General features: G+C 41.1%; 11 protein-coding genes. 2 read left to right on the forward strand and 9 right to left on the reverse strand.

Features of this window, described 5'->3' with window-relative positions:
• Window positions 1-10: 10 nt before the first annotated feature.
• Window positions 11-913 (reverse strand): DMT family transporter, encoded by a 903-nt coding sequence (locus ACHUE3_RS14485; RefSeq protein ID WP_394193083.1) that lies wholly within the window; start codon window positions 911-913, stop codon window positions 11-13.
• Window positions 914-1317: 404 nt separating this feature from the next.
• Between ACHUE3_RS14485 and ACHUE3_RS14490 the strand changes: the two genes are divergently transcribed.
• Window positions 1318-2517, forward strand: a complete 1200-nt coding sequence (locus tag ACHUE3_RS14490; protein WP_394193084.1) for an aromatic amino acid transport family protein — start codon at window positions 1318-1320, stop codon at window positions 2515-2517.
• Between the two features lie 167 nt (window positions 2518-2684).
• Here the strand turns inward: ACHUE3_RS14490 and ACHUE3_RS14495 are convergent, their stop codons facing one another.
• The gene (locus ACHUE3_RS14495; RefSeq protein ID WP_394193085.1) at window positions 2685-5690 is read right to left on the reverse strand and encodes a bifunctional diguanylate cyclase/phosphodiesterase; all 3006 of its coding nucleotides are present in this window, start codon (window positions 5688-5690) and stop codon (window positions 2685-2687) included.
• A gap of 368 nt (window positions 5691-6058) precedes the next feature.
• Between ACHUE3_RS14495 and ACHUE3_RS14500 the strand changes: the two genes are divergently transcribed.
• The gene (locus ACHUE3_RS14500) at window positions 6059-7216 is read left to right on the forward strand and encodes a chorismate mutase (protein ID WP_394193086.1); all 1158 of its coding nucleotides are present in this window, start codon (window positions 6059-6061) and stop codon (window positions 7214-7216) included.
• 40 nt (window positions 7217-7256) lie between these two features.
• Here ACHUE3_RS14500 and tyrA read toward each other — a convergent pair whose 3' ends face one another.
• From tyrA to ffh, 7 genes are all read right to left on the reverse strand, one after another.
• On the reverse strand, window positions 7257-8390 hold the full coding sequence (gene tyrA, locus ACHUE3_RS14505; protein ID WP_394193087.1) for a bifunctional chorismate mutase/prephenate dehydrogenase: 1134 nt from the start codon (window positions 8388-8390) through the stop codon (window positions 7257-7259).
• Between the two features lie 278 nt (window positions 8391-8668).
• The gene (locus ACHUE3_RS14510) at window positions 8669-9538 is read right to left on the reverse strand and encodes an MYG1 family protein (protein WP_394193088.1); all 870 of its coding nucleotides are present in this window, start codon (window positions 9536-9538) and stop codon (window positions 8669-8671) included.
• A gap of 193 nt (window positions 9539-9731) precedes the next feature.
• Entirely contained in the window at window positions 9732-10091 is a 360-nt protein-coding gene (gene rplS, locus ACHUE3_RS14515; RefSeq protein ID WP_087530754.1) for a 50S ribosomal protein L19, read from the reverse strand.
• 33 nt (window positions 10092-10124) lie between these two features.
• Window positions 10125-10892, reverse strand: a complete 768-nt coding sequence (gene trmD, locus ACHUE3_RS14520) for a tRNA (guanosine(37)-N1)-methyltransferase TrmD (RefSeq protein ID WP_087530755.1) — start codon at window positions 10890-10892, stop codon at window positions 10125-10127.
• Window positions 10892-11428 (reverse strand): ribosome maturation factor RimM, encoded by a 537-nt coding sequence (rimM, locus tag ACHUE3_RS14525; protein ID WP_135473944.1) that lies wholly within the window; start codon window positions 11426-11428, stop codon window positions 10892-10894. Before rimM ends, trmD begins: the two co-directional genes overlap by 1 nt.
• A gap of 17 nt (window positions 11429-11445) precedes the next feature.
• Window positions 11446-11694 carry a 30S ribosomal protein S16 gene (rpsP, locus tag ACHUE3_RS14530; RefSeq protein ID WP_058561214.1) on the reverse strand — a complete coding sequence of 83 codons (249 nt, stop codon included), beginning with the start codon at window positions 11692-11694 and terminating at the stop codon, window positions 11446-11448.
• Window positions 11695-11953: 259 nt separating this feature from the next.
• Window positions 11954-13333, reverse strand: a complete 1380-nt coding sequence (gene ffh, locus ACHUE3_RS14535; protein ID WP_394193089.1) for a signal recognition particle protein — start codon at window positions 13331-13333, stop codon at window positions 11954-11956.
• Between the last annotated feature and the right edge of the window lie 89 nt (window positions 13334-13422).

The following is a 13422-nucleotide window of genomic DNA, read 5'->3' on the forward strand; positions in this document are numbered from 1 at the left end:
TATCAAACTTTTATGAGGTAAGCTTATTTAGCTTACCTTTTTTATAAAACCACCCCTCGCCAAATTGAAATATTGCTAAGCTAATCAAAATAATTCCTGCGCCAACGCTAAGCTGTATGCTAATAGGTTCATCGTTTAACCATGCCCCTAGCGCGATTGCAAAGCTAGGTGTAATTAAAGTGGTCAGCGCAACCGTGCTTGCTGTCAACTTTTGCAGCACATGAAAATACGCCAATGCCCCGACTAACGAGCCAAAAACACCCAAGTAAACGATTGACCAAATAGATTTAGCTGACCATGCTTGGCTATCGAGCTGACCGCCAAAAAACCACCAAGTAATAAAAAATAGCGGAGTCACAAAAATTAAAGAGCCAAACGTGGTTGCCATTGGGTGTATTGCTATACGTATGCGCTTTATCATTACACCGCTAAGGCTAAAGAAGCACACAGCTAAAGCTACATAGACCAACCCTTGCATTTGTAACATCGAGCCCTGAATGTGTTCTTTACTCACCAAGTACAAGCCAAATAACGCACAGAGCAACGCTAAACTTTTTATTAAACTAAACTTAGGCTCATTCAGTAAACGCTGCGCAAGCAACCCTGATAGAATGGGAGCCAAACCAAATATTAGTGAGATTAATCCTGACGGAACAGTTTGAGCAGCCATATAACTCAATAACATACCGCCATAAATTCCCATACTTGAATAGCCATATAAAAAGCATGCACGTCTATGCCAAGGTATTCTTATATTGGCTATTGCGACCACAAACGCAGCCAAAACAAGCCCAATCAGCATGCGTAATAACACGGCTAAAGTTGGATCTACCGTTGCGCTACTAAATACGATACCCAGTGGTGTTGTTGACCAGACCAACACCATTAAAAAATACGAAACTTTTACGTTCACCCGACAATTCCTTTTAGGAAGCGGTACAACGACAGGAGGGAAAAGGTTCTAACCGCGTTATACCGCGGTTAAATATAAGGACTATACTTTACCGCAATCCATGCACGAGCGCATCACTGATGAAATCAGCCATGAGCAAAGCGGTGTTAAGACTCGGTTAGTTAGTTGCATTAAATTTTCTTTGTTTGTTGAATTAATAAAGCTGCATAAGCAAGCACCATTAGTACCAGATTTGGTTAATTAGTCAACACTTTGCACTCAATGATCGGTTAAATTATTTAATCTGTATTGCCCATGTAAATCATAGGTTACATTTATTTTCTTTGATTTATGACAAAACTATTTAAGTTTGCGCCAACTAGTTATATCTTGCTTGCCTCTCACGAAGTTTCAGGGGCAAAAGAGTGCTTAAAAATAAAACAATAGGCAGCATGTTAATTGTTGCAGGTACCACGATAGGCGCAGGAATGCTCGCGCTGCCAATAGCAAGTGCAGGACTTGGGTTTAGTACTGCACTTATATTAATTATAACAACATGGATGTTAATGACCTACACCGCCCTGCTTATGCTTGAATTACATCAACATGCAGAACGTGAAGCCACGTTAAACACGTTAGCAAAGTCATGGCTTGGCAAACGCGGACAGTATCTTGCCAACTTTTCGGTGATGTTCTTGTTTTATGCACTCTGTGCTGCGTATATAGCGGGTGGCGGCGCGCAATTACAAGAAAAGATTAATACTGGCCTTAACCTTAATATCGCTCCACAAGTTGGCTCTGTCATTATTGCATTAATCATTGGTACTGTTGTTACACTAGGAACAAGTAAAGTAGATAAACTTAATAGAATTTTATTTACCGTTAAAATTGTTGTACTTGCCAGTTTATTTTACATGCTTACGCCTTATGTACATGGAAAGCATTTACTTGAAATGCCAATTGAGCAAGGCCTCATTTTATCCGCTATTCCAGTTGTATTTACCTCATTCGGTTTTCATGGCTCTATTCCTTCGATTGTTAAGTATGTGGGGCTCGATATAAAAACACTGCGCCGTGTGATGATCGCAGGTGCTTCATTACCGCTCGCTATTTATATCTTTTGGCAACTTATTAGCCAAGGGATCATGAGCCAAAGTGAGCTGCTAACAAGTACTGGGCTGCCAGGTTTTGTTGCGAGCATGGCTAATATTGCTAACAATTCTGCCGTCGCTTCTGCTGTTAATATATTTGCTGATTTAGCATTAGCCACTTCATTTTTGGGCGTGAGCTTAGGGTTGTTTGATTTTTTTGCCGATACATTTAAAAAAGGTGATAAAAGTAAAGATCGCATTAAAACGGCTCTTATTACGTTTATTCCTCCTCTAGGATTTGCACTTTTTTATCCTCAGGGTTTTATAATGGCGTTAGGTTACGCAGCTATTGCACTGGTTGTATTAGCGGTATTTTTACCTGTCGCTATGGTGTATAAACAACGCCAGCAAGCGCATATAGGTTACACTGTGATCGGTGGAAATGTTGGACTAGTGCTTGCTGCACTGTGTGGAGTGCTTATTATCAGCGCGCAAGGAATGCAAATGGCAGGACTTATCCCAGCAATTGGTTAGCTGTAATCAATCAGCTTAGCAGTTAAATAAAAACGGCACTTAGATGCTGTTTTTATTTATTGTACTTGTGCAATACAGCGCAAAGGCTCTGGCTAACATTAAGCTGTTAGCTGGTGCTCAGATTAACAAGGGTATTAGCACTTATTTAGTTAACCAAACAAGTTAAACTAGTGCCTTTTACTCAGATTACTAAGCCTATCAAATAACTTAGGCAACTCTCGCTCTGGGATAGGTGGACTATAGAAATAGCCTTGCACAATAAAGCAGTTATTATTTTGTAAAAACTCGACCTGCTCAATGGTTTCAACCCCTTCAGCGACTACATCAAGTTTTAGCTTTTGTGCCATGGCTATAATCGCCGCAGTAATTTCCATATCGTTAGAATCTTCAGGTATATCTTGTACAAAGGAGCGATCAACCTTAAGGATATCAACAGGGAAACGTTTCAAGTAACTTAACGACGAGTAACCCGTACCAAAATCATCAATAGAAATAGACACGCCCAGATCTTTTAACTGGTGTAACTGTGTTATTGCAGCCTCAACATTCCCCATTAACATGCTTTCTGTTAATTCTAAATGTAAGCTCTTTGCAGCTACATTCGTTTTTTGAATCATCGATGCCAGCAAAGGCACTAGTTTAGAGTCTTTAAACTGACGAGCCGATAAATTGATCGAAATGTTATTTTCACGACCTTGTGCTGCAAGCCTTGCTGCAAATTCAAACGACTCCTCAAGTACCCAAGCACCAAGCTCAACAATCAAACCTGTTGCCTCTGCAATAGGAATAAACTTGGTCGGTGGGATCATACCTTCTGTTGGATGGAACCAGCGTATCAGAGCTTCGTAGCCAACCACTTGATTTGTTCTGCAATCAACTTGTGGCTGATAATACAAAACAAACTGACGTTCTTTAATAGCACTACGTAATTCATTTTCAATAAATAAACGCTCATTTGCAGCTGCATCTAACTCTTGGCTATAAAAGTGGTAAGTGTTGCGTCCTTTTGCTTTAGCTTCATACATGGCTAAATCTGCATGTTTCAGTAATTGGTCTTCTTCTTGGCTATCATACGGCGCCATAGTAATACCAATACTGGCACTGATGATCACTTCATTGTTGCCCAACATAATAGGTTCGTTGAGGGTTTTTTGAATCGTGTTAGCCACTTCTGTTGCATGATCTTGGTGTTCAATCCCACTGAGCAATACGGCAAACTCATCACCGCCCAATCGCGATATAGTATCTTCAGCACGCAGGCGTTTCTTCAATCTATTAGCTACTTCAACCAGAAGTTGATCACCCGCATCATGCCCTAATGTGTCATTAATACGTTTGAATTCATCTAAATCAAAATAAAACAATGCAAATGCATAATGACCACGCTCAGCAAGCGCCATAGATTTACGTAACTGCATTCTAAAAAATGTACGGTTTGCCAGCCCGGTTAAAGTATCAAAGTAAGCCAGTTGTTCCATTTTTCTTTGGCTTTCTTTAACAAACGAAATATCTTGCGCAGATGCAACGTAACTAGTGATCTCTCCACTGTCTTCACGTATAGGTGAAATACTCAAAGATACCCAAATTGGTGGTTTGTTTAGTCCTTGAATTAAGGTATCACCCCGCCAGTAATTACGGCTACGAAGATCAATATCAATATCATCGACTAATATCGCCATTTCTTCAGCCACAATACTCAGCAAGGCTGAATTCAAAAAGTGGCTTTCCTCAAAACCGGACATTTCCAGCATCTTCGGGTTTACGTATTCAATCACAAAATTATGATCGGTGATCACAACCCCTGTACCAGAAAAGGATACAGCCTTAGAAAGTCGATTTGCGGCTTTTTCTGCAATTTCTTTTTCCGTAATGCGCTGATTTAGACCATCAATAAGCTTACGAATTTCAACGGCCATGTCACGGAAAGAACCATTAAGCGTGCCTATTTCATCTTTATTTTCTTTCGGAAATTCGATTTGCAAATGACCTTTACCAAAGCTGGTTACTGCATGAACTAATGAATGTATACGTCTGAGCACCAGCTGATACAGTGCTTGATGAAGCAATAAAGCAACAAGAATGGCGTATAGAATAAACAGCCCAAAAAACTTCACCTTTAGCTCTTGTAACGCAGATAATGCCGAAGAACGTTTCTTATATATTCCGATATACCAATCTAAATGCTCTACTTTACGGATATTTATGATGTGCGTTTCACCATCTTGAATAAAAGAATCCGCATTTTTTGGTAACTTCATTTTAATTGTTTGGCTAATAAGCTCTTGCAAGTCTGCATTAACAAAATCGTTACTATTTAGCCGCTTGCCGCGTTGTCCGTAGTCTTCGTACTTATTTTTAGTCAACTTAGGGTGTGCAAGCAATTGACCTTGGCCGTCAAACACAAAGAGGTGCTGATCGTTATCACCAATAGGGAGTTGAGAGATCAACGTATCTAACACTAAATCACTCCCAGTCACACCGAGAAATTCATTATTAATATAAATAGGCACAAGAATGCTGATGACCCATTTATGCGAAATCTCATCGTAATATACATTAGACCAGACCGCTTCGCGTGTGGGGTTTTGCGCTTCTTGTGCGTAGTTAAAATTACTGTCTTTAGTGAATTGATGATCACCGGCAACACTTAACGCCCAATTTGATGGTGCAATGCGGATAAAGTTATCTTTGGTGATTAAATAGAAGTTTGAGAAGTCTTCGATAAGCGTAGGTGAAAGTATTTTCCAAAGCGACTCAGAGTCATGAAGTAATTTTTTATAAAATGGTGAGTAATTTTTTTGAGGTAAAAACGCGGCGGAAAAGCCATCGTTAGAAGAGCTACGAATACTGCCATCAGCTTCAAAACTTAACACCGCATCTTGGTTATCTGCCAACTGTGACGAGCTATAAAAAAGCTGATTGATTACAACTCTATTTGCTTGCTCGGCAATATTAATTTTAGTTTTCACTAAATTATTAAATTGCTGATTTAACCGATTACTTGAAAGCTTTAATACTTCATGCTCTTCAAATACCAGCTGTTTTTCTTCAGATTTGAGCATCAATGCAGCTGCACAAATACCAGCAATTAAACAAATCGCTGATATAAGCAGCGAAAGTTTCATACTTAATGAGTTAACACCAAAACGTGATGGTGGGCGTCTATACACCACAATCCAACCTTATTTATTAATAATTGTTATTATTTGAATCTACACTCAGAAATATACCAGATCCCTATTTAGATTTATAAATTTTTTGTAAATATTCACAAAAAAACTTAAATCTGAGAATAAAGCAGTACGAAAGCGTTATTAAACACAATAGAGTGTTGACTTTAATGATCAGTCTACATACATTTAAGGAATGAATATACATTTCTCGCGTTTCACATTTACGTTTATTAGCTTCTTTTTCTTTATTAGATGAAAGAGGCTTACCTGTTTGCGAGATTTAATCAACCGAATAGCAAAAGCCTCCCAACTGGGAGGCTTTTTTGTTTTTACTACCCTATTGGTAGCTTTTGGAATGAGGAACCCAAATGACAAATGATGTATTAAACACACTCAGACATGACATCAATGAAATTGATTCAGACCTGCTTGTATTACTTGCCAAGCGACGTCGTATTAGCCATGGCGTTGTAGAATATAAAATAGCAAACAATAAACCAATCCGTGATGAGGCAAGAGAGCAAGCCTTGCTCGAGAAACTGATAGGCTATGGTAAATCACTCGGATTAGATGCCTATTATGTTAATAATGTTTTTCAAACTATTTTGGAAGACTCAGTGTTAAATCAGCAAGCAATGCTGCAAAAAAACCTAAATCCTGGTGCAATGAATGAAACTCATCGCGTGGCCTACCTTGGAGGCCAAGGAACATACAGTCAACTGGCATGCCATAAATACTTTAGCCGCCGCCCAGGTAAGTTAGTAGAACTCGGTTGCATTAGTTTCGAACAAATAACAGGGAAAGTTGAAAGCGGCCAAGCGGATTTCGGTTTGCTCCCAATCGAAAATACCAGCTCTGGTAGTATCAATGAAGTGTTTGATTTACTCCAGCACGCGCAAGTTTCTATTGTTGGCGAAGTCACTCACAGTGTAGAGCATTGCTTATTGGCCTCTCCTGATACCGAACTGAGTCAATTAAGTAAAATTTTCGCCCATCCTCAGCCTTTCGCACAATGTAGCCGCTTTTTACAAGGGCTAGGCGAGATACAACATGAGACGTGTGACTCAACATCGAGCGCACTTCAATCTGCGCTTGAAACGCCAAACAGTGCAGCCATTGGTTCAGCACAAGCTGGCAAGCACGTTGGACTAGAGGTACTGAAATCAGGACTTGCTAATCAGCAAGAAAACCACAGCCGCTTTATTGTTGTTGCACGCCAACCGTTACAAGTCTCAAAGCAGATCCCAACTAAAACCAGTTTAATTATGGCGACTAAGCAACAAGCGGGTTCACTGGCAGATGCGCTGATGATTTTCAAAGAGCACAACATTAATCTAGTGAAGTTAGAGTCACGCCCTGTACCAGGTAACCCTTGGGAAGAAGTGTTCTATGTTGATTTAGAAGCAAACTTAGTAGACGGTCACGTACAAAATGCTTTAGAACAACTTAAACAGCACACGCAATATGTTCGTGTTTTAGGCTGCTACCAAAGTGAATCACTTCAAGCAGTGAGCGTTGATGGCTAAAACAAAAAAAGGGCCTCGAGGCCCTTTTTTAAAACGTGATTTAATCAAGTACCTTTGCATCATTTGCTTTATTTAATAAACTTCGACTTTGCGTTAAAAAGTGGGCTGTAGAGTCTGAAAAATACGCCTTTGCTTCACCAAATGCAGCTATAAGTGCGTCTTTATCGCCGGCCCTTAGTTTATCCAGGGTAGTTGCAAAAGTATCTTGGTATTGCGCGAGCAACTGTTCAACATTATCAAACTGGGCAAGCATAATATCTGAATAAAGCTCTGGCGATTGCGCAAATAAACGCCCTACCATCATCAGCTCCAATTGATAAATTGGTGATGAACAACTCCTAAGCTCTTCTAGAGTATGCCCTTGTTTCGCTAAAAACTGACCATACACAAACGTAGTTAAGTGACGCATTACTTGGATAATTTGCATTGCTTCATCGTGCTTTTTCGCATCGAGCTCAACAAGCTGACAGCCCCATACTTGCAACTGAGATAAAAGCCCTCGAGCAACTTCATGATTACGCCCTTCACATACCACAACGGTCTGTTTTACCCAATGTGAGATATCCGGTCCAAACATCGGGTGCAAACCGACTACAGGCCCACTGTGTGCTTTTTTCAATACCTTTAATGGTGATTGCTTTACGGATGTTATATCAACTAGCAAACAATCATTATCCAACTTAGGTAACGAGTTGACTACGGACTCGAGTGCGTTAATAGGCACACTTACCATCACCAACTTCGCCCCCTTTAGTATTTCATTTGCTTGGTGCTGTTGCGATTTATCAAGTATTTTTACTTCATAGCCGGAGCGTTTAAATTGATTTGCAAACAGCTGGCCCATTGCACCTGCTCCCCCGACAATAACAATGGGTGATAACTCAGGTGCAGCGCACGCTAGTTTGGCTTGCTGATTTTGATAAGCTTCACGCATCATGCGTCTAAGGATGTCTTCAACGAGCTCGGGGTTGACGCCTTGGTTTATTGCTTCTTGGCGTCGTGCGGCGAGGAGAGTTGCTTCACGTTCTGGGGCGTGTAGAGGTGCACCGGTTTGCTGTTTGATAGCACCGATGCGCCCGGTAATTTTATTGCGACGAGCAAGTAGAGCAACTAATTGCGCATCGCACTCATCAATCTCTGCTCTAAGCTGATTTAACTCTTCTTTTTCTGCCACGTATTCCACCACCTACAAAACGCCAAAATGTAAACTTAAAATTACATTAAAGTAAACTAATCAATACGATAAATACTAACAGGATCGCTCAGTCGTTAAAAGCGAAAACAAAGAAAGTTTGGTACATAAATGCTTGAAAAAGCAATAAGGAATAAGCCGCACAAATGACTCAGCGCGGCCTTATACCTAAGCCACCATTCTTGCAAAGTAATGCCTTGATATTAGGCCCCTAAACGCTGAGTTCTGTATCTTGAGGTGATTTGGATATATATCGGTACTTAGTTTTTCAGCGCAAGAGACGCCATATTCATTACGCTTGTAAATGAGTCAGTACCCGCGATGAATAACCCATTATGGCAAAAATTAGCATCCTCAATCCCTGTGACAGTTTGAAGTTCTTCGCCTGATAAACCAGCCCACTCTTTGGGTAACGGCTTCCTATCTTCAAATGAGCCAGGCTCTACTGGCACAGTTTGGATGATCCACTTACCCGAATGAGATGGGTAAATCATATATAAAGCTTGATCTGACAGACTGTGAACCGTTTTTTTCCACGGTGTATATTGTTTAAGAACAATTACACGGGGATCATCTGCATCAGCAATTGCTTTCGCGACTATTTTTTTAGCGTCTGCGCTACCACTGGCACTAGCAATAAAGCGCGTTAATAAACGCTGCGCAAATGCTACTGCTTCATTAAAGCACTCATCAAAATTCCCGCCTTCTTGCCATGTAGGATTAAACATCGAGATTGTCTGACTCAAGCTTATACCTTGCTCAACCCCTTCAACATAGCCGCAATCTATTGCGTCAATTGTTGATACTAACCCAGCATCTACCGAGTCGGCGACATCCTGCTTACCTTGGCAAAGCTGCAGCCCATATTTTTTCCACACTAGTCCAAACGATGAAAAAGGAATCCCATTTTTTCGAGCACCCGCACCACCACGTTGATGGTGATCAAAACGCCCTGTATCAGGGTCATACTCGTTACCTACATCAATGACAATATTAGCTTGGCTAATGAGTTGTTTGTCTCGTGTTCTAACTAGCGTTAGTGTTGGGAAAATAGTTTTAAGTACTGCAATACTGAATACATCATCAGCATGAAAGTTACCATCGTGGGTAACCACTGTCATATCGGTCATTGGGTCATCATTTTTAATAAAGAGGGAAAAGAAGTTAATAGTTGCAGGTTAAGTATAACGAAGCTCATCGTTAAATGCAGTAAGGAAGAGGTATGTGAAAAGCCACTGTTGAAAATTAGCGCCCTTAGAAACCAAAACAGGTTGTAACCCGAGGGCTACAACCTGTTTTATCTGCGTTGATAAACAGCGCGTATTAGTTAAGTTTTTCTCTAATACGTGCAGATTTACCAGAACGCTCACGTAGATAGTAAAGCTTAGCACGGCGAACTGCACCGCGACGCTTAACTGCTACGCTATCGATAAGAGGGCTGTGCGTTTGGAATACACGCTCAACACCTTCACCGCTCGAGATTTTACGAACTGTGAATGCTGAGTGAAGACCACGATTACGCTTAGCGATTACAACACCTTCAAAGGCCTGTAGACGCTCTTTAGCACCTTCTTTTACACGTACCTGTACAACTACTGTATCACCAGGGCCGAATGCTGGTACGTCTGTTTTAAGCTGCTCATTTTCAAGCGCTTTAATAATATTTTGGTTTACTTTTGCCATTATGTTTCTCACTTTCCTAGGTGTAACTGTCTTCTAGCCACAAGCTTTTTGGTACTCTTGCTGAAATTTTGCGAGTAATACCGCTTGCTCCTCAGTCAGAGCTAGGTTATGCAACAAGTCAGGACGTCGTAGCCAAGTTCTGCCTAGTGACTGCATTTGCCGCCATTTAGCTATCTCTTGGTGGTTTCCACTGAGTAATACAGCAGGAACCTGTTTGTCGTCCAATGTTTCTGGCCGTGTATAGTGAGGACAATCTAGCAAGCCATCCGAAAATGAATCTTGCTCTGCTGACTGGTTATGTCCTAACACGCCTGGCACTAAACGCGCTACTGCGTCGATTAATGTCATGGCAGGTAGTTCACCACCACTCAAAATAAAATCACCAATTGACCATTCTTCGTCAACGTATGACTCTATTATTCTCTCGTCTATACCTTCATAGCGACCGGCAATCAAAATCAGCTTTTCGGAGTTTGCGAGTTCGCTCGCCCCTTGCTGATCTAATTTGCGCCCTTGCGGGGACATATAAATTACTTTTGCACCATCACCTGCCGCTTTTTTTGCGTCAAGAATGGCTTGTTTCAATGGTTCAACCATCATTAACATACCGGGTCCGCCCCCGTAAGGACGGTCATCAACGGTTCTATGCTTATCAGTTGCATAGTCTCGCGGATTCCAGCAGTTAAAGTCGATTAAACCACTTTTTACTGCGCGACCTGTTACACCTTGCTGTGTAATGGCATCAAACATGTCCGGGAAAAGGCTGATAACCCCTACCCACAACGAACTAGTTTGACTCATTAAAAGCCAGGATCCCAGTCTACGGTAATTTCTCTCGCTTCGTGTTTAACTTCTTTAATAACTGAATCAGTTAAAAATGGAATTAAACGCTCAGCTTGGCCAAATGCATCTTTATTATTTGCTTTCACAACTAATACGTCATTTGAGCCTGTCTCCATCAGGTCATCAACAGTGCCTAAGTTATAACCTTTATCAGTTACAACCGACATGCCAATGAGATCTCGCCAATAGAATTCACCTTGCGGTAATTCTGGTAGCTGCGCTGAATCCACAGAGATTTCAACATTGGTATAAGCCATTGCTTGGTCTCTGTCGTTTACTTGCGCAAACTTAGCGATAAAGCCTTTGTTGTGGCGACGCCAGTCGACCACTTCTAAGGATTGCCATTTACCTTGCTGCCCTATCAACCACGGGCTGAAATCGAAGATCCCTTGGGGATCATCAGTAAATGAATGTACCTTAAGCCAGCCCTTTATACCATACGGGGCACCGAGCTTTCCTACGACAATTATTGATGAGGTGTTCTCTTGACTCATGGTTACACTTACGCCTATTAAGCCGCTTTACGAGCGTCTTTAACTAACTTAGCTACACGATCTGAAAGACCTGCGCCTTGACCTACCCAGTGATCAACACGAGATAAATCTAGACGAACTTTTTCTTCCTGACCTGAAGCAATTGGGTTAAAGAAACCTACTTTCTCGATGAAGCGACCGTCACGCGAGAAACGGCTATCCGCAACCACAATTTGATAGAAAGGGCGTTTTTTAGCGCCACCACGTTGCAAACGAATAGTTACCATACCGTCCTCTAAATAGATTGACTGTTTTCATTAATAAGATTTACTCCCCAGTATGGGGAGCTGGGGAATTGTACGAGTTTTTAGCAACAATGCAAGTAAGAAGTGATCTAAAATCCCAGTTAAGTAGATTAAACACTGATCTGTGCGTCAAATAAGGTATCGTAAGCAATTGAATGCATAAATTATCCACAAAAAAAGAGGCGTTTTGCCTCTTTTTAAAATTATTTTGACTGTTTAATATACAAAATTGATTGCGATATTAAAATTTAGGTCCGCCGCCGCCCATCATACCCGGTGGCATCATGCCTTTCATACCGCGCATCATTTTTTGCATGCCGCCTTTACCTTTCATCTTTTTCATCATTTTTTGCATTTGGGTAAACTGTTTTAGTAGTTTATTTATTTCTTGTACTTGCGTACCAGAACCCGCAGCAATACGTTTTTTACGCGAGCCTTTGATGATTTCTGGACGCGCACGCTCTTGTTTGGTCATTGAGCTAATGATTGCTTCCATTTGAATAAAGGTTTTATCACCCATTTGGCCTTTTACAGCGTCAGGTAAGTTTGACATACCCGGTAGCTTATCAAGCATCGACATCATGCCACCCATGTTTTTCATCTGCTTTAATTGCTCTGCAAAATCATCCAAGGTAAAGCCGTTGCCCTTAAATACTTTTTCAGCAACCTTGGCTGCTTGTTCCTTATCGACTTTCATTTCGACTTCTTCGATTAATGAAAGTACGTCACCCATCCCTAAAATACGTGACGCGATACGGTCAGGATGGAAAGGCTCAAGTGCATCAGTGCGCTCGCCCACACCCATAAACTTAATTGGCTTACCGGTAATATGGCGAATAGATAAAGCAGCACCACCACGTGCATCACCATCTGTTTTGGTTAAGATCACACCTGTCAGCGGTAATGCTTCATCAAATGCTTTAGCAGTATTAGCCGCATCTTGACCTGTCATCGCATCAACAACGAATAAAGTCTCAATTGGGTTAATTGCACTGTGTAGCGCTTTAATTTCATCCATCATGTCATTATCAACATGCAAACGACCCGCGGTATCGACTAATACCACATCAATGAATTTCTTTTTTGCATGAGAAATTGCCGCATTGGCAATATCGACTGGTTTTTGAGAAATATCACTTGGGAAAAAATCTACATCAACTTCAGTCGCTAAGGTTTCAAGCTGTTTAATCGCCGCAGGACGGTACACATCGGCACTCACTACCAGCACAGACTTTTTCTTGCGCTCTTTTAAAAACTTCGCCAGCTTACCAACACTGGTGGTTTTACCTGCACCTTGTAAGCCTGCCATCATTACGACCGCTGGCGGTTGCGCGTTAAGGCTTAGCTCTTCATTCGCTTCACCCATGGCTTTTTCAAGTTCTTCTCGTACTATTTTTACGAAAACTTGGCCTGGGCTTAAGCTTTTGGTGACTTCAACACCAACTGCACGTTCTTTTACTTGTTTTACAAACTCACGAACAACAGGTAACGCAACGTCAGCCTCTAAAAAAGCCATGCGTACTTCACGCAGCGTGTCTTTTATATTGTCTTCAGTTAAGCGCCCGCGGCCGCTAATATTTTTTAAGGTTTTACCTAATCGTTCTTGGAGATTCTCAAACATATAAAGGGTCCGATAAAACATGATACCAATAGCATGTGAATTATACAGCTCAAGCTATGAGCCAAAATTCATGCTTATCAGTATTAATT

Origin of the sequence: Pseudoalteromonas atlantica (genome assembly GCF_043641955.1) — a bacterium.
Lineage (GTDB): Bacteria > Pseudomonadota > Gammaproteobacteria > Enterobacterales > Alteromonadaceae > Pseudoalteromonas > Pseudoalteromonas atlantica_A.

Bases quoted from the DNA above. Each gene is read 5' to 3' on its own strand.
- ffh (WP_394193089.1), bottom strand. From the start codon at position 13,333: ATGTTTGAGAATCTCCAAGAACGATTAGGTAAAACCTTAAAAAATATT.
- ACHUE3_RS14510 (WP_394193088.1), bottom strand. From the start codon at position 9,538: ATGACCGATATGACAGTGGTTACCCACGATGGTAACTTTCATGCTGAT.
- rpsP (WP_058561214.1), bottom strand. From the start codon at position 11,694: ATGGTAACTATTCGTTTGCAACGTGGTGGCGCTAAAAAACGCCCTTTC.
- rplS (WP_087530754.1), bottom strand. From the start codon at position 10,091: ATGGCAAAAGTAAACCAAAATATTATTAAAGCGCTTGAAAATGAGCAG.
- ACHUE3_RS14500 (WP_394193086.1), top strand. From the start codon at position 6,059: ATGACAAATGATGTATTAAACACACTCAGACATGACATCAATGAAATT.
- rimM (WP_135473944.1), bottom strand. From the start codon at position 11,428: ATGAGTCAAGAGAACACCTCATCAATAATTGTCGTAGGAAAGCTCGGT.
- trmD (WP_087530755.1), bottom strand. From the start codon at position 10,892: ATGAGTCAAACTAGTTCGTTGTGGGTAGGGGTTATCAGCCTTTTCCCG.